Source organism: Salinisphaera shabanensis E1L3A, from assembly GCF_000215955.2.
Taxonomy (GTDB): domain Bacteria; phylum Pseudomonadota; class Gammaproteobacteria; order Nevskiales; family Salinisphaeraceae; genus Salinisphaera; species Salinisphaera shabanensis.
Genome location: NZ_AFNV02000004.1, coordinates 98657 through 121773, shown reverse-complemented (window position 1 = coordinate 121773; position 23117 = coordinate 98657). Strand labels below are relative to the sequence as shown.

Below are 23117 nucleotides of genomic sequence, written 5' to 3'. Positions count from 1 at the left end.
AGGATGATTAAATGACCGAGTCGAATCGCTCCGCAGTGCTCTTTTTTGGTGCGGCCATGACGTTCGTCGTCACCATGATGGGCACGACGCTGCCGACCCCGCTCTATCCGATTTATCAGGCAGAACTGGGTTTTTCGCAGCTGATCATCACCGTGATTTTCGCGGCTTATGCGGTGGGCGTGATCAGCGCGCTGATTGTCACGGGCAGCTGGTCGGATCAGCTCGGACGTCGGCCCATGCTAGCCCTTGGCCTCATTTTTTCGGCAGCGAGCGCCTGTGCATTTCTCTGGGGCGGTGGTCTGGCGCCGCTGTTGCTCGGGCGTGTGCTATCCGGCATTTCGGCGGGCATATTTACCGGCACGGCCACCGTGGCCGTTGTCGAGCTGGCGCCGGCGGCTTGGGCGGGCAGCGCTACTCTGATCGCGACGGCGGCGAATATGGGCGGCCTGGGGCTAGGGCCGTTGTTCGCCGGTGTGTTGTCGCAGTATCTGCCCGCGCCGCTCACGCTTTGCTTCGTGGCCGATCTCGTGCTGATCGCGATCGCCGGTATGGCCATCGCGCTGGTGCCGGAAACGGCCGAACGCCCGGCACGGCCACGCCTGCGAATCCAGTCCTTACAGGTACCGCCCGAAGTGCGCGGTGTTTTCATACCGGCTGCGATTGCCGGCTTCGCCGGATTTTCGGTGCTCGGTTTGTTCACCGCCATCGCTCCGGCTTTCATGGGTAAGATCCTGAACTATGACAACCACGCCCTGACCGGCGCGGTGGTATTCCTGCTGTTCGTGGCGTCGACGGTGGGCCAGATCGGCCAGGCCCGGTTGCCGCAAAAGTGGCGCCTGCCGCTGGGTTGTATCGGCTTGATTATCGGCATCGCACTGGTTGCGATGGCTATCGTCATGTCGTCGCTGATGGTGCTGGTCACGGGTGCGATCGTGGCCGGTATCGGCCAGGGCGTGGCGTTTCGTGCCGGCATGGGCGCTGTGACTGCCGCGAGTCCGCCCGCGCGCCGCGGCGAAGTCGCATCAACGTTTTTCGTAGTGCTCTATATCGCGATCTCGATTCCCGTGGTGGGTATCGGCCTCGCTGCCCAAATGTTGGGCCTGCGAGCGGCCGGTATCGGTTTCTCGATAGCGGTCGCCGTACTGGCCGCAGCAGCACTGGCGGGTCTGATCATTCGTCGTCGCGCATCGGATTGATCGGTTTTCGGCAGCAGGTGCTAGGCGGATTCGCGTTGCTGTAGCCGCCACATTGCAGCGTAGTGGCCGTCTGCGGCGAGCAGATCGGCATGACGGCCGCGTTCGATGATGCGGCCGTCGTCCATGACCACGATTTCGTCGGCATCCACGACCGTGGACAGCCGATGGGCGATCACCAGTGTGGTGTGGTTGGCCGCCAGTTCGGCCAGCGCGGATGTGATGGCCTGTTCGGCGTGGCTGTCGAGCGACGACGTCGCCTCGTCGAAAATCAGGATCGCCGGATTCTTGAGAATGGCACGCGCGATGGCGATCCGCTGTTTCTCACCGCCGGAGAGTTTGAGGCCGCGCTCGCCCACGAGCGTGTTCATGCCGTCCGGCAGCCGTGCAAGCAGACCGTCCAGATGCGCCATACGCGCTGCACGCGCGACCGCCTCTGGGTCGGCGTCCGGTTGGCCGTAGGCGATGTTGTATTCGATCGTGTCGTTGAACAACACCGTATCCTGGGGCACCACGCCGATGGCGTCGCGCAGGCTGGCCAGCGTCAGATCGCGAATATCCTGACCGTCCACGGTAATGCGGCCGGCGTCGACATCGTAAAACCGGAACAATAGCCGTGCGAGCGTCGACTTGCCGGCGCCGGACTGGCCGACGACCGCCAACTTGCGGCCTGGCGCGATGGTGAAATCGATACCGCGCAGAATCTGGCGCTCGGTGTGATAGCCGAACTGGACGTTCTCGAAACGCACGGCCGGGCGCGTAGCGGCAAGCGCTTGGGCATGGGGCGCGTCGTCGACGGCGGCCTCGACGTCAAGCAGACGAAACATCCGGGCCGTATCGGCCAGTGATTTCTTGAGTTCGCGATAGACGAAGCCCAGAAAATTCAGCGGCACGAACAGTTGGATCATGTAAGCATTGACCATGACCAGGTCGCCGATGGTCATGTTGCCGGAAACCACACGCGAGCCGGCCAGCATCATCATGGCCGTGATAGCGATCGCGATCACGGTCGCCTGGATCGTATTCAGCGTACCCAGCGACAACCGCGAACGCCGTAGGGCGGCTTCCCAGCCGCGCAGCTCGCGGTCGTAGCGGTCGGCCTCATAGCGTTCGTTGCCGAAGTATTTGACCGTTTCGTAATTGAGCAGGCTGTCGACCGCACGCGTATTGGCCTGTGCGTCGAGCCGGTTGGATTCGCGCACATGGCGGGTGCGCCATTCGGTCAGTAACGTCGTCGCGGCGATATATATGACCACGCTGACTACCACGATCACGGCAAACCATGCGCTGTAGTAGAACAGCAGAATGCCCGCCACGAGCGCGATCTCGAGCAGCGTGGGAATGATATTGAACAGCATGAAGCGCAGCAGAAAGCTGATGCCCCCAATACCGCGTTCGATATCCCGCGATAGCCCGCCGGTGCGCCGCGACAGATGAAAGTCCATATCGAGCGCGTGCAGATGCTCGAATACGGTCAGCGCGATCCGCCGCATGGCGCGCTCGGTCACCCGGCCGAATACCAGGTCGCGCAGTTGGCCGAACAATACCGAGGCAAGCCGCAACGCGCCGTAGGCCAGCAATAGCACCACAGGCAGTGCGACACGTGCGCTTTCGTTGGCATCCAGAGCATCGACGATATGCTTGAGTACGATCGGTAGCAGCACTGTCGCGCCCTTGGCGCCGATGAGAAACACCAGCGCCACGGCGACCCGCACGCGATGTTCCCACAAGTATGGCCACAGCCTGGACAGGCGGCGCCATTCGTCGCGCGGCGCCTCGTTTTCGGTCGAGTCGTTTTTCAATTCAATCCAGACGCGAACGGGCCGGCGTCACCCAGCCGGCCCGGTCTCGTTTTCTTCGAGCGGTTGTTGTAACTAGCCGTCGTTGCGCTGGTCGAGCGGCTGTTGCGGCACCTTGCGCAGTTTGGACGTGTCGTAGCCGTAGTCGCCGACTTTTTGTACGAGCGAATCGTAGGTTGCGTCGTCGATCTGCGGGGTGCGCGCCATGATCCATACATAGTCGCGCTTGTCGCGCGCCACGATCGTGGTTTCGTAGGCGTCGTCGACATACGAGATGACGTACTGCATGCGCAGTACCCAGTAGAAGCGCATCGCCCAGATGGCGTTGTTCGTGTCGTCGAGCACGCTGCCCACCGGGTGCATGGTCTTCTGTTCGCCGTCGAAACCGCCTTCGCGGTAGGTGAATGTCGTTTCGATCTTGCCGGGTTCGGTCTGCTCGTAGCGCTCGATCGAGTTGTAGGCATTTTCCGTCGCACTCGGCGGAATATGGGCAATGACATACCACTTGCCCATATAGCGGTCGATATCGACCTGCTCCTCGACCGGGAAATCAGCGGGCGGCATCAGGCTGCAAGCGGCCAGCAAAAACGGCGCAAGCAGAACAGTGAACTTCTGGAGAGCTGTCATCGGAACGTGTCGTTATCGAGATTGTTTCGATGATACGCGCGATATGCGGGCCGTGGATTCCGCCGGTCGACAAATCAGCGCGCGCGCACGACGCGTTCACGGGTGCCCAGTGCCGCCGACAGCATTTCGAAGGGGATCGGACGCGCCACGTAGTAGCCTTGGGCGTAGTCGACGCCGATAGCGCGCAGCGCGTCCAGCATGGCCCGTGTTTCCACGTGTTCGGCCACCGTCAGCAAGCCCATCGCCTGGCCGACCTGGTTGATGGCCTCGACTATGGAACGCTCGACCGGATCGGTGAGGATGTTCGATACCAGCTTGCCATCGATCTTGATGAAATCCGACGGCAGGTTCTTGAGATAGGAAAACGAGCTCAGGCCGCTACCGAAATCATCCAGTGAGAAGCGGCAACCGAGCGCGCGCAGCGAACGAATGAGTTCGCCAGCGCGGTGGGTGTTGGTGACCGCGGCCGTTTCGGTGATCTCGAAGACCAGCCGATGTGGATCAACGCTCGATGCCTCGATCAAACCGCGTGCGTAGTCCACGAAGTGTTCGTCGGTGATCGATTGGCCGGAGATGTTGATGCTGTAGTGCTCGATGGCCGCATGATCGTCGCCGGCCTGGGTGATCAGCCGGATCGCGCGGTGCAGTACCCAGCGGTCGATACGCGGAGCGATATTGTAGCGTTCGGCGGTAATCAAGAAGTTCTGGGGCGAAAGAATCGAGCCGTCCGTGTCGCGAACGCGCAATAGCAGTTCGACCCCGCAACGCTCGTGTTCGCGACGGTCGATCGGCTGTATGAACTGGGCAAATAGCTCGAAGCTGTTGCTGTCCAGCGCCTCGCTGATCTGTTGCATGCGTTGCATGTCGCCGTGGCGGGTGAGCGTTTCGTCACTGTCGCCGTGGTAGACATAGACTTGATTGCGGCCTTTTTCCTTGGCCAGATAACAGGCCGTATCCGCCCGGCGCAACAGTTCGGTGGCATCGATTGCCTCGCGGTCGATGGAGGCAACGCCCACGCTGGCACCCAGTCGGAAGAGCTTTTCGTCCCAACGGAAACGGAAGCGATCGATTTTCGTGCGCAATTCCTCGGCCTTGGCTTGCGCGTCACTGGGGGACATATCGCGCATGATCAGCCCGAATTCGTCGCCGCCTAGACGAGCTAGCGTATCGTTGGCACGAATACAACTGCCCAATCGCGCGGCAATCTGACGCAGCATCTCATCGCCGGCGTTGTGGCCGCAGGTATCGTTGACCAGCTTGAACTGATCGAGATCGATATAGCACAACACATGACTGTGTTTTTCGTCGACCACGGCCAGCGCTTGATCAAGCGATTGTTCGAACGCACGCCGGTTGGGTAGATCCGTAATCAGATCGTGGTTGGCCTGGTAGGCCATTTCCCGCGATATCTGCTGTAGCCGCGTGATGTCATGCAGCACGATGACGGTGCCGGTTATCACCTGATCGCTATCGCGGATCGGCGAGATGGTGACCTTGACGGTATGGCCGGTTTTCTCGGGTGCTCGGTCGTAGAGCGTCAGGTCTTCGTCGTGCTCCTGCAGTGCGCCGCTGGCCAGGCACTTATGAACCAGCCCGTTCACCGCCACGTTGCGCTCGGTATCGACGAAATTGCAGAGCTTGTCGAAATGCCGCCCCGTGGCGTCGTCGACATTAACCCCAAGCATCTGTTCCGCGCGCGGGTTGAGATAATCGACTGCCCCGGCGGCATTGGTCGTGATCACCGCGTCGCCTATCGAAGCCAGCGTGACCTGGGCGCGCTCCTTCTCCTCATTGAGCGCCTGCTGCGTTTCTATCAGGCGCGTACCGTCTCGGCATACGCCTTCGCTGCCGATCGCATTGCCGGCTGCGTCGTCGATACGGCGAGACGATATCAGCAGCCAGGCAATCTCGCCGCTGCGGCGATAAACACGGGTGGGGTGCCGATGCAGTTGCGTACTGTCGAGCAGCACGCGCTCGTCTTGTGCGTTGGCAAGCACGTCCCGCAGGGGGCGGCCTTCCAATTCGCCCGGGCGGTAGCCGAGCATGTCCGTCACCGTGTCGGTGATCCAGCTGATTCGACCTTCGTTGTCGGTGTGGTAGAGCACATCGGTCACGTTGCGCAACAGTCGTTGTACGCGCTGGTGGCGTACCAGCAGCTTGTCGCGATAGCTTTGAACCCGGCCCACGAGATTTTCGACGGCGTCGACAAGGCGAGCGTTGGCGCCAGTCAAGACCGGTGGGCGGTGTGATGCGCGTTCACTGACGATATCGGACTGATCAAGCCAGCTGATCAGCGGTGCGAGCGTCTGCTCGCGATTTGATTGGGTGGACTTAAGCGCAAGCCAGCAAAGTAGGAGTGTGCTGAGGATCGAGATACAGGCCAGGCCGAGCGTAGTCATGCCTGCGAGTGCGCCCGCTCGATAGCTCGCGCTCAGTACGACGATCTGGGTTGCAAGCACTACGCTGAGTGCAACCGCGATGGCAATGAGGCGGCGGGGCGCAAGCTTCATGGCCGGTGAGTTCCGGGCAGATTAAAGTGGCGATCAGTCGAAAAGCGCAAGCGGCGATTGGAAAACATAACTTTTGCGATAGCCTCTATCGACGTTTGCAGGCTCGAATCATAGCGCAAACAGTACGAAAAACCACTGTGTAGCGTTGCCTTTAGTTCCGGGATGCTACGAATTTTCAAGGTCCACGTATAGGATGTAGCGATGGCTGCCGATTTATATCAACGAAGACCTGCGAATCGAAACCGGGACACGGGACGTTAACGTGTTTTTACGGCGTCCAATAACATTGTCCTCCGCTCAAGTGCCGAGCATTGTTCGACGCTTGCGAGTTCGCCTGAAAGCGTCGTTGAACCAAAGCGCGACGTATTCGCTGGCCAACATGCGAATGTTTGCGATCGTTGCGGTCGTCTGTCATCCGCTTTTTTACGTGTATTGGACGGAGTTCCAGCCGCAAGGGTTTGAGAGTGTGTGGCTGCGCGCTTTCAGCGTGATCGTCGCGCTACCCATGCTCTTTGAGCGTTACCTGTTCCGCGCGGATGAGTGGCGACGCGGCATCACCGTCTACTGGTTCCTGATTCTGATCTACCAGTTGCCGTTCTTCTTCGTGTTCATGGCGTTGATGAACCATTTCGTCACGGTCTGGGCTCTGTCGACGATGGCAGCCTCGTTATTTCTCGTTCTGCTGGTATTCGACTGGCTGATGATCATGCTGATGGCGCTGATCGGCACAGCCGCGGCATGTCTGGCCTATGTGGCGATCGGGGGCGATATGGGCGAGCAGTCCGACACATTGGCCCAGTTGGTACCGACCTATCTGTTCGCCTTGCTGGGCGGCAGCGTTTTTAACTACAAAACCGAGCTCGTAGCGCGAGAGAAGCTGGCCGCGATCACCTCGGCGGTGGGTACGATGGCGCACGAGTTGCGCACGCCAATGCTCGGGATTCGCAGCGGTGCGCGCGGTTTGCAGAATTATTTGCCGGCCATCTTCGAAGGCTTCGATATGGCGCGGGCACATGGGCTACCGGTCAAACGCATACGCACTGCCCACTATCGCGAGATGCATTCGGTACTCGATCGCATCCACACTGAGGCGGAATATACGAACGTCATCCTGGATATGCTGCTCGTCAATTCGAGCCGTACCACGATCGACGAGACGTCCTTCGAGGTCAGTTCGGTCGGTGCATGCGTGCAAACCGCGCTCGAGCGGTATCCGTTTCATTCCGTGCGTGAACGCGAACTGGTGCACTGGGATGCCAGCGCAGACTTTCGTTTCTATGGATCGCCGCTGCTGATGGTGCACGTGCTTTTCAATTTGCTGAAGAACGCGCTTTATTTTCTTGCACGAGCGGATGCGGGTGATATCCGTATCTGGGCCGAGCGAGAGCCGGGCGGTGCGCATCGGCTGTATTTTCGCGACACCGGCCCCGGTATACACCCGGACGTGCTGCCGCGTATTTTCGAGCGATTCTATTCAGCCATGCCAAACGGCCAGGGCACCGGCATCGGCCTGGCGTTCGCGCGTATGGTGATGACCAGTTTTGGCGGCGATATTCGGTGCCATTCCGTTGTTGGACGTTATACCGAATTCGTCATGTTGTTTCCCGCAGTAGGCCGCGATGAGTAAAACCCGTTTAGCGCCGTATTTTCATCCCACTCAAATCGTGCTTGTCGACGACGACATTGATTTTCTGGGCAATTTGAGCCTTCAGTTGGAAGCGGATTTACCGTATCTGTTGTTCGACTCCACCGAAAAAGCGCTCGCCTATATCAATGATCGCGACGACGAGTCGCCGTCGCGGCAACGGTTCTTCCGTTTGGAGGACGAGCAGGAGGGGCGCCGGCATGTAACGCTCGATACTGACGCGCTTGCGCGCGAGATGCATTTCACCAACCGCTTCTCACGCATATCGATCGCGATGATCGATTACGCCATGCCGCGCATGAACGGGCTGGAGTTCTGCCGACGGATTCGCGATCCGCATATAAAAAAGATTCTGTTTACCGGCGTAGCCACGGAAACGGAAGCGGTGGAGGGGTTCAACGACGGCGTAATCGATCGTTACATCCGTAAAAGCGAACACAACGTCTACGAACACCTCAATCGTACGATTCGCGAACTCCAGCACGCGCACATTCTGGAGACATTCAAGACAGCAATCGACGTCTTCGATATCGAAATGCCGCCGTTGCTTGGCGACGAGGCGATCGCGGAGCTGCTCGGGACGCTGCGTTCGAGATACGAATTCGTCGAATATTACATGGTGTTCAATCCCGCCGGTTTCCTGTTGATTGATGGGGACGGCGAGCTCTACCGGCTGGTCATAGTCGACGAACTCGAGCAGCAGGCACTTGTCGATCAGGCCGCAGCGCTCGGTGCGCCCGCGGAATGCGTTCGATTGCTGCGTTCTGGCGAAAACTTGCTGGATCCGGCATTTATGAGTCGTGCGCAGAACGTCACATCTGACGCGTACCGTCACTGGAAATCGCATATGCGGGTGGCGGAGTGCATAAATGGGGCGCGCAATTATCGCTGGGCGGTGTTCGAATCGGACCCCGGTGAACATGGGATGTCGCGGCCAAGGTCGACCTTCAATCGTTATCTCGAGTGGTTAGATACGATGGGTTATTCGCTGATGTAGTCGCGTGCATACGCCTGCCTGTGCATCGTTGCGCTGGCCCACGCGAGGCCTTATTCGTGCTTGGCTATCGCCTGTTATAGATAGCCGGTGAGGTATTCATGGAAAAGCGTGGCTGTGCGCTTTTCAAACATTCGTTCGGACACATCCTGATATTGCCTCGGCAAACATAAAATTGCGTGCTATTGACGCCTCGCAATTTTGTATGGCGCAGATATTTAATATAAATAGAGTTCAATAGAAAATTGCGTTACTGACAAAAATTGTCAGATCGAAAAAGCAATGAACCGCCATATCAATACCAATACGAGGTTGTCATGAACGAATTTGAAGCTTCCAGCTATTCCTCCCTCCGGCCGAAGTCAGTCGCGGAACCCACGTTTCTCAAGCGACACGTGGACCACTATTTTCGTGAGCGCGTCGAGAAGACGTGGAAGGGCGGGCATATCATGCACGGTCGCCAGCCCGATGCGAATTCGATTCTGATGGTCACTAACGACTATCTGGACCTCGCCAATCATCCCGAAGTCATTCAGGCACAGATCGATTGTCTGCGTGCGTCCGACAATACGGTCGTGATGTCCGGCGTCTATCTGCATGGTGACAGCCCGCAACTACACCTGGAACGGCGTATGGCCCGTTGGATGCGTATGGAGTCGAGCCTGCTTTGCCAGTCGGGTTATGCGGCGAACGTCGGGTTGATTCAATCGATCGGCGCGCCGGGTACGCCAGTCTATGTCGACATGTTTGCCCATGCCTCTCTCTGGGAAGGTGTGCGCAGTGCTGGACTGGAATGGAAGCCGTTCCGGCACAACGACCCGTCACACCTCGAAACGATGATCAAGCGCAATGGCGCGGGCATCATCGTGGTGGACTCGATCTACAGCACGACGGGCAGTATCGCGCCGTTGAAGGAGCTCGTCGCGGTGGCCAATCGGCATGGCTGTGTGATGATCGTCGATGAGTCCCATTCCCTGGGTACGCACGGCGACCAGGGGCGCGGCCTGGTAGCCGGGCTGGGTCTGGAATCGCAAGTGCACTTCGTGACCGCGAGTCTGGCCAAGGCCTTTGCCGGTCGGGCAGGGTTGATTGCCTGCAGCGAGCGACTGCGTCAGTTCATCAAGTACAACTCGTTCCCGGCGATTTTCAGCTCCTCGCTGTTGCCCCACGATATTGCAGCGCTGTCGCGTACGCTCGATCTGATCAAAGGCGCCAATCACGAGCGCGAGCGGCTGCATGCGAACGCCGCTTATCTAAGGCGCCATCTTGATGCACTGGGTTATAACGTCGATAGCGGCGAGGCGCAGATGATCGCGCTCGAGTCAGGCCCGGAGGAGCAGACCATCGTATTGCGCGACGCACTGGAATCGCGTGGTGTGTTCGGCTCTGTGTTCTGTGCGCCCGCTACTGCGACGAAGCGTTCGTTGATCCGACTGTCTGTCAACTGCAACCATAGTTATTCTCAGCTCAATCGGGTGATCGATGTCTGTCGCGATATTCGCAATGAGGTCGATCTGGCCAACTGGCCGTCGACACGGCGCGGCGGCAAGCGCCCTGCGCTGGTACGCGCTAACGCGGCGTGAACGATGTGTGCATGTGTGTCGGCCCGTATATGTACGGAGCCTCTCTCGGGAATGATTCGCGCCAGTGTTTGTCGAAACCGAGACATGACGAAAGAGTGCGAAACTATGACGGACCTGAACGAACTCAGCGAGAAGACCGATACCAGCGTCGAAATACTGCAGGCGATCGCCGATCAGCAAGGTGACGATCCTGACAGGATCGAGGAGACGCTCGAAAACCCCGAGGATTTCGACTCGCTTATAGCGCGTGCCCGTGAACGCGCTAAAGACAAAGATGCCTCGCTGAAATGGCAGGGCCGGCAGATTCTCTAGCGGGTCATCTGCGTGGACTGAATGCGGGCCTGCCGATTCTTGGTCGACAGGCCCGCACCATTTTCATTGCGCGGCTTGCGCTACGCCGTGAATTTCAATCCCAGATGCCCGGTTCGACCTGATCCGGGTTCTTCAGTACGGCGCGGTGGAATACCGGCTCTTCGATGCCTTCGGCGCGTTGGCGCTCATAGTCCTTGAGCACGCGTAACGCGATCGGTAACAGCAGCAGAATGGCGATCAGGTTGGTCGTTGCCATCAAGCCCATCGCCAGATCGGCGAAGTCCCATACGAAAGTCAGTGTGGCCATCGAGCCGATCATGACCATGGCCAGAATCAGCGGTCGTAGAATTGTGACGGCTTTTTTGTGATGTTTGCCCGCCAGATATTCCAGATTGATCTCGGTGTAGGCAAAGTTCGCCAGAATCGAGGTATAGGCGAAGAAGAAGATAGCGATCGCGATGAAGCCGACGCCGAAGCTGCCCAAGTGGTCGGCCATGGCGTCCTGCGTGAGCTGAATGCCCTGCATCGAATCATCGCCGGTCTGGGTTGCCAGCATCTGGTCGTAGACACCGGACAAGAGAATCACGACTGCAGTACAGCTGCAGATGATCAGCGTATCGACGATCACGCCGAATGATTGCACCAGCCCCTGCGCGGCGGGGTGATTGACCTCTGCAGTCGCGGCGGCGTTCGGGGTCGAGCCCATGCCGGCTTCGTTGGAGAACAATCCGCGTTTGACGCCATTCTCCATGGCAACCTTGATGGTATAGCCCACGGCGCCACCTACGGCCGGACCGAAGCCGAAGGCACTCTGAACGATCAGCCAGAGCATGCCCGGAACCTGCTCGTAGTTCGCGATAAGAATATAGACTGCGACCAGAAAATAAGCGATGGCCATGAGCGGCACGATCTTCTCGGCGGTCTTGGCAATCGAGCGCAGACCGCCGTAAACAACGATACCGGCGAGTACCACCAGCGTAATACCGGTCGCCCAGGTCGGGATATCAAATGCGCCTTCCATGCCTTTGGCGATGGTATTGGCCTGAGCGCCCGAGAACGCGAAGCCGTAGGCGATGATCAAGAACACCGCAAAGATGATGCTCATCCAGCGCTGGCCGAGGGCACGTTCGATGTAATAGGCGGGCCCGCCGCGATACACGCCGTCGGCGTAGTGAATCTTGTATACCTGCCCCAGCGTGCATTCGATGAATGTCGTCGCGAGACCGACAAGCGCGGTCATCCACATCCAGAACACGGCGCCCGGGCCGCCGACCCAGAGGGCCAGGGCCACACCAGCCAGATTGCCGGTGCCTACCCGGGCGGCCAGCGAGGTCGCCAAGGCCTGAAAGGAACTCACGCCCTGATCGCTGCTGCGGCTATCGAATGTGATTCGGATCATGTGCCCGAGCATTCGAAACTGCATGAACCGCGTGGCCACCGTGAACACCACGCCGGCGCCGAATAGGAGATAGAACAGGATGTATGTCCAGACAAAGTCGCTAACCGGCGTCATCACGGCGTAGATCGCGCCGCGCAGCGTTTCAACGAATTCCATTATTGAGTTCCCCTGTATGCCGTTCGGATAGGCGAGCGTATGGCGTGCCATCACGCTTCGCCGCGTGGTGCACTAAAGCAATTGTTACGCCAGCTGTACTCGCAAGATGTCTTGAGTGTTGGCTAAACGCTTTCACCCCAGCGTTTCGATCGAGCCTACGCCCGCTACAAGATGAACGCTAGAGAGCGATTAGTCGGACTGTCGGAAATTTACAACCGCTTTGGATTGTGCACATGAAGTCCAAAAAAAACCCGTCGCATGCCTGGGCATGCGACGGGCTGGAACCGCAGGCGAGGATCAGTTGATCGCGCCACCCTCGCTGGGCTGACTGCATTCGGCCAGGCCGGCATCGGTCGAGCAACGGATCTTTTTGAGCATGTGCTGCATGTCGTGGTCGTACCAGTTGTCGTCCCAGAGTTTCTGGCGCGTGTTGCGGAACATCTCACGATAGTTCGCATCGCGTTCGCCGGAGATATGTACCCAGTACTTGTCCGGAATCTCCTGGTCAGCGTTTTTTACCCGACGCATGGTCGAGTCATACATGTTGTTGAATACCCATTCGCGCGACTTCTGCCCGAAGCCGTCCTCGAACTTGTCCTTATGAATGATCAACTGGCCCGACAGCATGCCGAGCACAAAGTCGGCAATGCCGCCCTGTTCACCGAGGCCTTTGTAGAGTTCGAGCGCGTTATAGGCGAAGGACGGCGCATAGGCCAGGTCCACGCTGCCGTTGTTGAACATCGGCCCGAAGGACGCGATCGACGCACCCACCGGCGAGGCGCCGGCCACATTGGCCAGCGTGGATGCCTGCTTGTCGTAGGACATGACCGCGATCTTCTTGCCGGCCACCGTATCCAGGCTCTCCAGATAGCTCTTGTCGCGCGAGAACAGGAACGCCTTGCCCAGCGGCACCACGCCGACGACTTCATAATCGTCTTCGGTCATACGATCGGCCGCCTTGGGGCTGGACATGACCTTGATCGCCGTCTTTTCCTGATCGTAGGTCTGCAGCCCCCCGGCCATATCGAGACTACCGGCGAATTTCACGAAGTGAATCGCCCGGATGCCGGTTACGCCGACCATATCGCACTTGCCGGCCTTGAAGTCGTTCGCGGCCACGGCTTCGTCGGTATAGGCACGCGTGTTGAGCTTGATGCCCCATTCACGCGCCTGTACGACGTAATCCTGAAACGATTGGTAGATAAAGCCGTTGGCGCCAATGGGGTCGTAGACGCAAAGCGAACGGGTTTCCTGGGCGCTGGCAGTTTGTAGTGCGCCGCCGAACAGGGCCGCGGCGCCGAGCGCGGCTGCACCCAGATAAGAGGTCATTTTTCGGGACAGCATGGATCATATCCTCCGGAGTTGTCTTCTAGTACGGGCTCAAAGACGTTCGTTGCAGGAACGAGCGGTGCCACAGCGCACACGCTAGAACAGCTTCATGAAAATCAGCGGGATGAAGGCCACCAGCAGTAGCGAGGAGCCCATCACCGTGATCGGCAGCAGCATTGCTTCGTGGCGTCGCCAGAAACTCGGATCGTTGGCGACCTCGGCCTTCGCTGCCTGAATTTCGGCGTCGCCGATCACCTGACGTGTCAACAATTGGTTGAGCGCGACCGGCGGGCTCAGGTAACCCAGCTCGAACGCCACGAGCACGATCATCCAGAAATGCACCGGATTGATGCCGTTGTCGTAGGCCAACGGCGCCAGCGTGGCGCTGACCAGAATGATGGCGCCGTATGGCTCCATGATCATGCCGATGATCACCAGCATCACCACCAGAATACTGGTGGCATACCAGACACTGCCGAGGTTTTCGGGGAACAGCTCCATGATGCCGGAGCGCTCCATCACGCCGCCGAATACGATGGAAAGCACCATCAGCATCAGCAGTGCGCCAAGCAGCATCGAGGTGTCGGCGGTTGAGGCACGCAGCGCATTCCAGAAACCGGCCGGTTCGTGATCGGGCGCCTTGGCCTGACCGCGGTCGGCAGCATAGATCGCCTTGTCGTAGAGACGACGGGCACGCCAGCGGTCGTAGCCGAGCAGGGCGATCATCATCAGCGGCAGAATGACCGGCGCCGAGAACTCGTTGAAGCTCTGCCCGAGCAGTTTCGCGTAGATGAGCACCACGACGACGCCAATTACCACATACGGAATGATAGGCCCGAGGGCGCGGCGTGTGGCCGGCAGGGCATCGTCGGGCGTTGCCAGATGGGGGCGACTCTTGCGCGTCATGTATACGAAAGCCGTGAACAGCAGTGCGGTAAGTGCGAACACGTATAAGCCCCAGCCATACAACTGGTCAGTCGTGACCTGACGGTTGAGGGCGGCGATGATCACCACCATCAGACAGGGGTTGAGCACCACGCCCATGCTGCCCGACATCGCAGTCGAGGCGACGGCCAGTTGTCGATAGGTGCCGGCAATACGCAGCTCCTGATAGATCACCGCGCCGATCGCGAGCACGAAGATGCCCGATGCGCCGGTATAAGCCGTGGGCCAGGCCGAGGCGATCACCACGATGATCACGATGAACTCGGGGCGCATCTCCCAGGAGCGGAACACGCCGAACAGCAACTCGGCGATGCGCGTGTGTTTGAGCATCATGCCGACCCACACGTACAGGCCGATGCCCGTATAAAGATCCGCGAAACGGATCATTTTGGTGAGCTGGATGGCCGGCCCAGCGATATAGCCTTCGCTGATGAAAAAATAAAGCAGGCTCACCAGCGCGAGCCAGCAATATAGCGGTATAGCAAGCTGTGCACGCAGAATCGAGCCGCCGGGCGTGGCGGTTGCGGGCACCTTGAAAAAGCGATAGGCGGCGACGGCGGCGAGCGCCAGAAAGCCGACGAGCCAGGTGAGGTTTAGGCCGAAGTCACCGCCCGAATCCAGTCGCAGCCAGACGAAGCCACTCACGGCCATTGCAAGATTGGCGGCCACCTGGGCGCCAGCGCTGACGCGGTAGTCCAGTCGCGACTTGGGCATGCGCAGTGCGATCTGTTCATTGAGCGCGAGCGCTATGAACCCGCCCAGCATGATCAGCAGTACCAGAATATAAGCCTGGACGCCCTGGCCCATCTGGTTGATACGACCCATGCCCAGTTCGAGGGAACGGTAGGCACGCAGCGTCGACGTCGAGGTCGTCTGCTGGTTGTATTCGTAACGTTCGTAGCTCTCACGGCACTGCCCGCGTTGAGCCTCCAGCGAACGGCGCAGCGCTTTCGGGTCCGACGGTCCGGCGTCGAAGAGGCTGTCCTCATCGGGTGCGGCTGAAGCGCTGGACTGGCTCTGGGCTACGCGGGCGTCGATATCCATGTCCGGGTCGCAGGCCGGCTCGGCCATGTCGACGCGTAACATGTTGTAGTTCTGCCAGATATCGCCGCCAAGGCTGAGCAGCTGGCCGTGAATGAACGCACTCGTGCCGAACAGGATCGCCAACAGCAGCAATGCCGCGATGGGCAATGTAATCAGCCAGTTACGGCCTGCACTGTATGTCGTGGACAGATCGTCGCTATGCGGATCGACCGGGGCCGATCCGCCACCATGATTTTGATTAGTCATCAGTTAAGAAAGCTGTCCGCGTCGAAGTCCGAATCCGAGTCGCTGCTATCTTCGCCGGGGAAATCGCCGAGCGCGAGAAACGGTGTGCGCTGACCGGTTTCGCGTGTCCAGATGCGATCGGACAGATAAAGCGCTTGTGCGTAGGCCACTTCGCTGAGAATCAGATAATCTTCCGGCCCGTCGCCGGCATTGTAGATCTTGGCAACCTGGCGAATTCCTTCTTTCTCGCGGGCGTCGTCGGACTGCCCATAGCCGGCCACCGCATACAGCATGGCGGCCATCGGCATGCCCTTGGTTTCACCATAGTCGGCGGCTTCCTTGAGCTGCGCCCAAGGGTCCTTGCCTTCCGGCATGGTGCCGGGAACGCTGAGCCACACGACGGCTTGCAGGGCATTCGGCACGCCCCACCATTTTTCGTTGTCCATGCATGTCGTTGCACGCCCGGCCCGCGCGGCGACATCCTGCGGTACGCCTACGCTGCTCGAGGCTTGAATATCGCTCAGCAGTGCCTGAATCGAGGTCAACGTGCCTGCCATGTACTCGAATTCTTCGGTGTCGTTGCCCAGCGAAGGACATTCGCCGTTGCCCAGTTCGCCGAAGGCATCCACCGTATCGCGATAAACCGCATAGCGGCGCAGCGCAGTACGCCGGAACAGGCGTTGGGATTCGATACGCGCATCGCGTGCTTCTTCGGTATTGCCTTCGCGCAGCGCTCGTGCGAAGCGCAGCTGTGCTTCCTGGGCCTCGGCTTCAGCGCACAGGCCGGCGAGCAGGCTGGTATTCAGCAACACGTTGGAGGGCCGACCGATGACACGGCTGAAGGAGGAAAGAAACTGATGCTGCCCCATGCCGGTACCGCAAGCGGCCAGGTCCAGATCACCGCTGCCGATCACATACGGTACGACTTCGTCCTGCGAATAATGCGCGAGCACGTGCCCGGTGGGCTTGTAGATGAGGCCGCAGCCACTCAAACCAACGACGAGGCCTGCCACGAGGGGCAGCGAGAGTCTCTTCAGCATGGCGTTTAAGCCTCCTACGTATTGTTGTAAGTCTTACGTTCTCGCACCACGCGTGCTGCGGCTAAGCCGTCTTTTTGTCGTGCCGTTGGCGCATGGGGTCCAGCGGTGCATGCCGTCATGGACTGCGATCAATATCCGACATCGATGACCACAACGCCACGGGCAGTTCGGAAAATATATCTTTTACGCGGGCCGAAACCAAGTTTCATCGAAAGCAGGGCGCAGCGTACGCGTTCGATCAGCCTCCCGACGGCGCCCGCGCTCGTGCGACAATCACCTGCTGAAAAGCCCGGATTCATACGCGTTTCGTGTCAGTTCGGGGCGCTGTTTCTAGAGACCATGGCGGTAGGATGAACGTCAATCGATCGACAGACGTGATCGTGCTCGGCGGCGGCGCAGCCGGGCTGATGTGCGCAGCGGTGGCTGGCGCGCGCGGCCGACGAGTGGTCGTGATCGAGGGCAGCAAGCGCTGCGGTAAAAAGATTCTCATGTCCGGCGGCGGGCGCTGCAATTTCACCAATCTGTACAGCGGCCCGGAGAATTTCCTTTCCGCGAACCCGCATTTCTGCAAGTCGGCGCTGGCGCGCTATACGCCAGCGGATTTCATTGCACTGGTCGAAGCGCACGGCATTGCCTACCACGAAAAAGAACGCGGTCAGCTTTTCTGCGACGAGTCGTCCAAGCAGATCGTAGCCATGCTGCTCGATGAATGCGCGTCGGCGGGTGTGGAGATTCGCGTAAATGAGCCGATCGAGCGCGTGACCCGTCCTGCGCAGGGCGGCTTCGAAGTCACCACGTCTGCAGTCACGCTGCATGCCGAGAGCGTGGTCGTGGCGACCGGCGGCTTGTCGATCCCTAAGATGGGGGCGAGTGATATCGGCTATCGCATAGCCCGCGATTTCGGTCTGCCGGTTCATGCGACTCGTGCAGGGCTTGTCCCGTTCACCGTCGACGGCTCGGCGCGCTCGGCATTCGCCGAGCTCTCGGGGATCGGGACCACCGTGGAAGCCGCCTGCAACGACGGCATGTTCGAGGCCGGGTTGCTGTTCACCCATCGCGGCTTGAGTGGGCCGGCCATGTTGCAGGTGTCTTCGTACTGGCAGCCGGGCGATACGGTGGCAATCGACTGGTTTGCAGGCGAGCCGGTCGGCGGTTGGCTCGACGGGGAGCGCGCAGCGCGCCCGAACGCTCGCCTGGCAAGCGCGCTCGCAAAACGTTTTCCGCGTCGACTGGCGAACTGGCTGGCCGAGCGCTGTACGCCGGGCAACGCGCGGCTCAAGCAGTTGGACGAAGCCAAGACTTCAGCGCTTGTCGGAGAACTTTCCGCATGGCCGTTCACCCCCGACGCTACGGAAGGCTATCGCACGGCGGAGGTTACACTCGGCGGTGTCGATACGAATGTGCTGTCCTCGGCCACATTGGCCGTAAAGAACGTGGACGGCCTGTACTTCATCGGTGAGGTGGTCGATGTGACCGGCCATCTCGGCGGGCACAATTTTCAATGGGCCTGGGCGTCCGCGAAGGCGGCAGGCGAGGTAGTCTAGGGCTCTCTTTCCAAAGGGTTGGTTTTTATGCGGATACGGTTCGTGTCGAGCAAGTTGCGTGACCTTCTGCTGCCACTGGGCGTGCTCACACTTGCCGCCTGTGCATCGCAGTCCGTGGAAACGGCACAATCGTCGGATACCGCACTAAGCGGGTCCGCCGATGTGGCCGCCGATATGCGCATGTCGGCGCCCCCGGCTGTTGCGACCGCGTCGGCGGAGCCGGTACGCGACACGGCAGGCTTCGAACGCTGGATCGCGGATTTTCGTCAGCGTGCCGCCGCGCGCGGCGTATCCAGTCGCACGCTCGACGAGGCGTTCGACGGGGCCGAATTCGTGCCGCGTATTGTCGAGCTGGACCGCCGCCAGCCGGAGTTTTCTCGCGCTATTTGGGATTATCTCGACAGCGCCGTGTCCGATACGCGCGTCCGCCAGGGCCGCGAGCAGCTGGGCACCTATGCCGAGGAGGCGCGCGAGGCCGAGAATCGTTACGGCGTGCCTGGCACGATCATCGGCGCGATCTGGGGGGTAGAAAGCAACTACGGCAGCAACTTCGGCAATTACGAAACCATCGATGCCTTGTCGACGCTCGGATACGACGGCCGACGCACGGGGTTTGCCGAAGAGCAGCTCTATGCTGCGCTCAAGATTCTCGAAAATGGCGATATCGACCGCGATCGCATGCGTGGCTCCTGGGCGGGCGCGATGGGCCACACCCAGTTCATCCCCACCAGTTTCCTGGCCTATGCGGTCGATGAAGACGGTGATGGTCGCCGCGACATCTGGGCGAGCATCGCCGATGTCATGGGCTCGACCGCCAACTATCTGCAGAAAAACGGTTGGCAGCGCGGCCAGACCTGGGGCCGCGAAGTGGTTTTGCCCCCGAACTTCGACTACGCCCAGGCCGAACTGGATACGCGACGTAGCACGTCGCAATGGCAGAGTGCCGGCGTTCGCGCGGTGGATAGCCGCGGCTTGCCGTCATTTCCCGCAGCTTCGATCATCGCCCCGGCCGGCGCGCATGGCCCGGCATTCATGGTGGGGCCGAATTTTCGTACCATTCTGCGCTACAACAACGCCACCAGCTATGCGCTGGCGGTCGGCCTGCTTTCCGATCGGCTCGCAGGGGCATCGGGCGTTTATGGCGATTGGCCGCGGACGCTGGCCAACCTCTCACGCACCGAAATCAAGGATATGCAGCGCCTGCTCAACGAACTCGGCTATGGCACCGGCACGCCGGACGGCATCATGGGGCCGAATACCCGTGCGGGACTGCGGGCCTTCCAGCGTGCCAATGGCCTGACCGCAGACGGCTACCCGACACACGAGCTATTGCGCCGGATTCGCGCGGTCGCGGGCTGATAAAAAAAGCCGGGCGTTCGGCCCGGCTTTGCATGGCGGTGTACGCCGTCGCTTAGTTGTGCCCGGCGATCGGGTGCGGAACGTAGGGCGCTTCCAGTGTTTCTTTTTCATCCGCCGACAGTTCGATATCGATCGCCTGGATCGCCTGCTCGAGATGATGCGACTTGCTGGCGCCGACGATCGGCGCTGTGACCATCGGATTGGACGCTACCCAGGCCAGCGCGATCTGGGCCATCGACACATCGCGGGCTTCGGCCACTTCACGTAGCGCATCGATCACCGGCGCGTCGATTTCGCCGCCGAGCTGCCATTTGCGCGTGTTCTCGTCGGTCTGAGCGCGCGTGGACTCGCCGCCTTCGCCCTGCGTTGTCTTGCCGGCCAGCACGCCGCGCGCCAGCGGGCTCCAGGGAATCACGCCCACGCCCTGATCGGCACATAGCGGCAGCATCTCGCGTTCTTCTTCGCGATAGACGAGGTTGTACATGGGTTGCATGGTCACGAACGGCGTCCAGCCATTACGTTCCGCCACCTGCTGCGCCTTGGCGAATTGCCATGCGTACATCGACGAGGCGCCGATATGGCGCGCCTTGCCGGCTTTCACCACGTCATGCAGTGCCTCCATCGTCTCCTCGATGGGCGTGTCGTAATCCCAGCGATGAATTTGATAGAGATCCACGTGATCGGTGCCCAGCCGTTCGAGTGAGCCATCGATCGCGCTCATGATGTGCTTGCGTGAGAGCCCACGGTCGTTCGGCCCGTTGCCCATGGGCATGAAAACCTTGGTGGCGAGTACGAAATCGTCGCGTTGGGCGTAGTCGGTCAGGGCCTTGCCGACCACGCGTTCCGACTCGCCGCGTGAATACATATCCGCGGTATCGAAAAAATTGATGCCGGCGTCCAGCGCCTGTTTGATGAACGGACGACTGGCCTGTTCGTCGAGCACCCATTCGCGCCATTCGGGCGTGCCATAGGTCATGGTGCCGAGGCATAGCGGCGAGACTTTCGTACCGGTGCTGCCGAGACGTTTGTATTGCATTGATGCCGTACTTTGAAGAATCGATGCCTCATACAATAAAGCAGGACGCGTCACTCTGTAACCGGCGACTCCCATGCTAATCTGAGGGGCATCCGCACCCTGCAATGAATGCCCCAATGGGCCAACAGCCGACCCTTACCGGGCTGCTGGAATCGCTGGATTCCAGCGCCGACGCCAAAGCCGAAAGCAACAGCGCCGCCGATCGACTCTCGATCGGTGAAGTGCTGCAGGTTATCGGCGAGCGTGGCTATGGCCCGCTGGTGCTCATTCTCGCGTTGATCGCCGCGCTGCCTACAGGGGCCGTGCCGGGCATTCCCAGTGTCTGCGGCATATCGATCGCGCTGGTATCCACGCAGCTGATTTTTGGCAAGGCGCATCCCTGGTTGCCCAAGCGCCTGCGACAGCTATCGATCGAGCGGCATCGCTATCGCCAAGTCTCGCGCCGACTCACGCCCTGGACCCGGCGTATCGACCGGCTTGTCCGGCCGCGTCTGACCGTGCTCGTGCAGGGGGCGGGCACACGTCTGATCGGTCTGGCCTGTGTCGTGCTCGGGCTGTGCATGGTACCGCTCGAGATCATTCCCTTTGCCGCGGCGGCACCTGCCTTCGCCATCGCGTTCATGGGGCTGGGGCTGACCGGGCGCGACGGCTTCTGGGTGCTGGCGGGGCTCGTGCCGGCGGGTCTTGCCGGCTATTTCCTCTATACCTTGATCAGCTAAGCGCGGGGATCAACTAGGCACCGGCTGACAATGCGGACAGCGGTATAGCCGACGACTGGCGACGGTGGATTTTTCGATGCCCGCTCCGCAGTCGTAGCAGCCTTGGCCGGCTCGGCCGAAGACCATATGCCGGCGCGCGCCGAAGCGCTTGCCTTGGGTTTTGAGGTGTTGCGCACGCTGTGGGTCGTTGGTTATCCCTTTGAGTCGGTAGGCGCGTTCGATCATGCAGCGCGTCGCCGCGATCAATCGGGCGCGTTCGTCGCCGGTCAACGATTTCGGCTTGCGTGCCGGGTGCAGGCCGGCCACGAACAGGATTTCGGAGCGTAGGTAATTGCCGACGCCTGCGATGAACCCCTGGTCGAGCAAGAGGCCGCCCAGCGCTCGGCCGGCGAAACGCGCCTCGTTGAGCTGTTGCGCCAATCGGTCATCGTCCACGTCCGCATCGTTCAGCAAGTCCGGGCCGAGCTTGGCGAGATAAGGCACTTCATCGAGTGCATCCGGGCGTATGAGCCGGATATCGGATGCGCTATACAACCGGGCGGCGCGCGGTTCGGCGGTTACCGCGAATCGCAGCTGGCGCCTGGTGGTGGGTAAGGCATTGGATCGGCCGATGCGCCACTGGCCATACAGCTGGTTATGGCTATAGACACACCAGGGCGCGTCGTCGCCGCGCGCGGCGAAAAACACCAGTACCGCCTTGCCGCGTGCCTCGACGGCGGTGACCCGGCGCCCGCCCAGCGCCGACTCGAAACCCTTGTAGCGTTCGAAGGCGAAAAATACCGTGTCGGCATCACGGCCGCCGATCGCGGCCTCGATGTCGTCCACCATGCGTCGTATTTCAGGGCCTTCGGGCATTCGTCGTTCAGTTTGGCTTATGTGGAGAGGCGCTAGGCTCGGGTAAATCAGCATCTACTTAAAATCCGATAGACTCGGATGCAGCCATCAAAACCCAAAACCGCAAGCAAGTGAATCGTATGAATAAAACCATTATCGGTCTGGCCGCGACTGGCATGCTCGCCGCGACGGCCATGAGTGCCAACGCAGCTGAAACCTACACGGTCGATCCATCGCATACCTACGGTAATTTCGAGATCGGCCATATGGGCCTATCCACCATGCACGGCCGTATCGACGTAACCGGCGGCGAAATCGTGATGGATCGCGAGGGCGATACCAGCAGCGTGAACGTGACGCTCGATCCGGCCACGGTGGATACCGGTCACGACAAGCGCGACGAACACCTGCGTGACACGGAAGGCTTTTTCGAAGTCGACAAATATCCGGAGATGCGTTTCAAGTCGACGCGCGTGACGTTCGATGGCGACGATGAAGCCACGGTAGAAGGCGATCTGACCATGCATGGTACGACCAAGCCGGTTACGCTCGATGTCGATGACATCGTCTGCAAGACCAATCCGATGGACGAGAAGAAATACACCTGCGGCTTCTCGGCTGAAACCGAGATCAAGCGCAGCGAGTTCGGTATGGACAAGTACGTACCGATGGTCGCTGACGAAGTCGATATTCAGATCGAGGTCGAGGCCAATCGGCCGAACGATAAGAGCTGAGTTAGCGCAGCTCGTACAAAGCCGGTGGCTTGAAAGAGCCGCCGGTTTTTTTTGCTTGAGGCTCGGGCCGAAAAGTTTCGGCGTGGGAGA

General features: G+C 60.0%; 18 protein-coding genes. 9 read left to right on the top strand and 9 right to left on the bottom strand.

Features of this window, described 5'->3' with window-relative positions; all coding sequences use genetic code 11:
- Positions 1–11: 11 nt before the first annotated feature.
- Positions 12–1196 (top strand): MFS transporter, encoded by a 1185-nt coding sequence (locus SSPSH_RS03840; RefSeq protein WP_021031381.1) that lies wholly within the window; start codon positions 12–14, stop codon positions 1194–1196.
- Between the two features lie 20 nt (positions 1197–1216).
- Here SSPSH_RS03840 and SSPSH_RS03835 read toward each other — a convergent pair whose 3' ends face one another.
- From SSPSH_RS03835 to SSPSH_RS03825, 3 genes are all read right to left on the bottom strand, one after another.
- Complete coding sequence (locus SSPSH_RS03835; RefSeq protein WP_006912316.1) at positions 1217–2995, bottom strand: ABCB family ABC transporter ATP-binding protein/permease; 1779 nt, start codon at positions 2993–2995, stop codon at positions 1217–1219.
- Positions 2996–3067: 72 nt separating this feature from the next.
- Positions 3068–3619: a lipocalin family protein gene (locus SSPSH_RS03830; protein ID WP_006912315.1), complete on the bottom strand. Its 552-nt coding sequence runs from the start codon at positions 3617–3619 to the stop codon at positions 3068–3070.
- 74 nt (positions 3620–3693) lie between these two features.
- The gene (locus tag SSPSH_RS03825) at positions 3694–6129 is read right to left on the bottom strand and encodes an EAL domain-containing protein (RefSeq protein WP_006912314.1); all 2436 of its coding nucleotides are present in this window, start codon (positions 6127–6129) and stop codon (positions 3694–3696) included.
- Between the two features lie 466 nt (positions 6130–6595).
- Here SSPSH_RS03825 and SSPSH_RS03820 point away from each other — a divergent pair, with 466 nt between their 5' ends.
- From SSPSH_RS03820 to SSPSH_RS03805, 4 genes are all read left to right on the top strand, one after another.
- On the top strand, positions 6596–7756 hold the full coding sequence (locus SSPSH_RS03820; RefSeq protein WP_161627800.1) for a sensor histidine kinase: 1161 nt from the start codon (positions 6596–6598) through the stop codon (positions 7754–7756).
- Positions 7749–8771, top strand: coding sequence for a response regulator (locus SSPSH_RS03815; protein ID WP_021031379.1), 1023 nt, complete (start codon positions 7749–7751; stop codon positions 8769–8771). Before SSPSH_RS03820 ends, SSPSH_RS03815 begins: the two co-directional genes overlap by 8 nt.
- A 314-nt stretch (positions 8772–9085) precedes the next feature.
- Positions 9086–10351 (top strand): alpha-hydroxyketone-type quorum-sensing autoinducer synthase, encoded by a 1266-nt coding sequence (gene cqsA / locus SSPSH_RS03810; protein ID WP_006912311.1) that lies wholly within the window; start codon positions 9086–9088, stop codon positions 10349–10351.
- A 105-nt stretch (positions 10352–10456) separates the two neighbouring features.
- The gene (locus SSPSH_RS03805) at positions 10457–10663 is read left to right on the top strand and encodes a hypothetical protein (protein WP_006912310.1); all 207 of its coding nucleotides are present in this window, start codon (positions 10457–10459) and stop codon (positions 10661–10663) included.
- Between the two features lie 94 nt (positions 10664–10757).
- Here SSPSH_RS03805 and SSPSH_RS03800 read toward each other — a convergent pair whose 3' ends face one another.
- The 4 genes from SSPSH_RS03800 to SSPSH_RS03785 all read right to left on the bottom strand — a co-directional run bounded on the left by SSPSH_RS03800 (position 10758) and on the right by SSPSH_RS03785 (position 16801).
- A complete protein-coding gene (locus tag SSPSH_RS03800) occupies positions 10758–12218 on the bottom strand; it encodes an alanine/glycine:cation symporter family protein (RefSeq protein ID WP_021031378.1) in 1461 nt (486 codons plus the stop codon).
- Positions 12219–12515: 297 nt separating this feature from the next.
- Positions 12516–13562, bottom strand: a complete 1047-nt coding sequence (locus SSPSH_RS03795) for a putative solute-binding protein (RefSeq protein WP_021031377.1) — start codon at positions 13560–13562, stop codon at positions 12516–12518.
- 81 nt (positions 13563–13643) lie between these two features.
- Positions 13644–15782 (bottom strand): TRAP transporter large permease subunit, encoded by a 2139-nt coding sequence (locus tag SSPSH_RS03790; protein WP_006912307.1) that lies wholly within the window; start codon positions 15780–15782, stop codon positions 13644–13646.
- Positions 15782–16801, bottom strand: a complete 1020-nt coding sequence (locus SSPSH_RS03785; RefSeq protein ID WP_006912306.1) for a hypothetical protein — start codon at positions 16799–16801, stop codon at positions 15782–15784. Before SSPSH_RS03785 ends, SSPSH_RS03790 begins: the two co-directional genes overlap by 1 nt.
- A gap of 350 nt (positions 16802–17151) precedes the next feature.
- Between SSPSH_RS03785 and SSPSH_RS03780 the strand changes: the two genes are divergently transcribed.
- Both SSPSH_RS03780 and SSPSH_RS03775 read left to right on the top strand, forming a co-directional pair.
- Positions 17152–18345, top strand: coding sequence for a BaiN/RdsA family NAD(P)/FAD-dependent oxidoreductase (locus SSPSH_RS03780; protein ID WP_006912305.1), 1194 nt, complete (start codon positions 17152–17154; stop codon positions 18343–18345).
- A gap of 27 nt (positions 18346–18372) precedes the next feature.
- The gene (locus tag SSPSH_RS03775) at positions 18373–19704 is read left to right on the top strand and encodes a lytic murein transglycosylase (protein WP_006912304.1); all 1332 of its coding nucleotides are present in this window, start codon (positions 18373–18375) and stop codon (positions 19702–19704) included.
- A 52-nt stretch (positions 19705–19756) separates the two neighbouring features.
- On the opposite strand, the gene SSPSH_RS03770 is transcribed toward SSPSH_RS03775, so the two are convergent.
- Positions 19757–20740, bottom strand: coding sequence for an aldo/keto reductase (locus SSPSH_RS03770; RefSeq protein ID WP_006912303.1), 984 nt, complete (start codon positions 20738–20740; stop codon positions 19757–19759).
- A 116-nt stretch (positions 20741–20856) separates the two neighbouring features.
- Here SSPSH_RS03770 and SSPSH_RS03765 point away from each other — a divergent pair, with 116 nt between their 5' ends.
- A complete protein-coding gene (locus SSPSH_RS03765; protein WP_006912302.1) occupies positions 20857–21459 on the top strand; it encodes an exopolysaccharide biosynthesis protein in 603 nt (200 codons plus the stop codon).
- Between the two features lie 9 nt (positions 21460–21468).
- On the opposite strand, the gene nei is transcribed toward SSPSH_RS03765, so the two are convergent.
- Entirely contained in the window at positions 21469–22314 is an 846-nt protein-coding gene (gene nei / locus SSPSH_RS03760) for an endonuclease VIII (protein ID WP_006912301.1), read from the bottom strand.
- A 119-nt stretch (positions 22315–22433) separates the two neighbouring features.
- Between nei and SSPSH_RS03755 the strand changes: the two genes are divergently transcribed.
- Positions 22434–23027 carry a YceI family protein gene (locus SSPSH_RS03755; protein ID WP_006912300.1) on the top strand — a complete coding sequence of 198 codons (594 nt, stop codon included), beginning with the start codon at positions 22434–22436 and terminating at the stop codon, positions 23025–23027.
- The last annotated feature ends 90 nt before the right edge of the window (positions 23028–23117 follow it).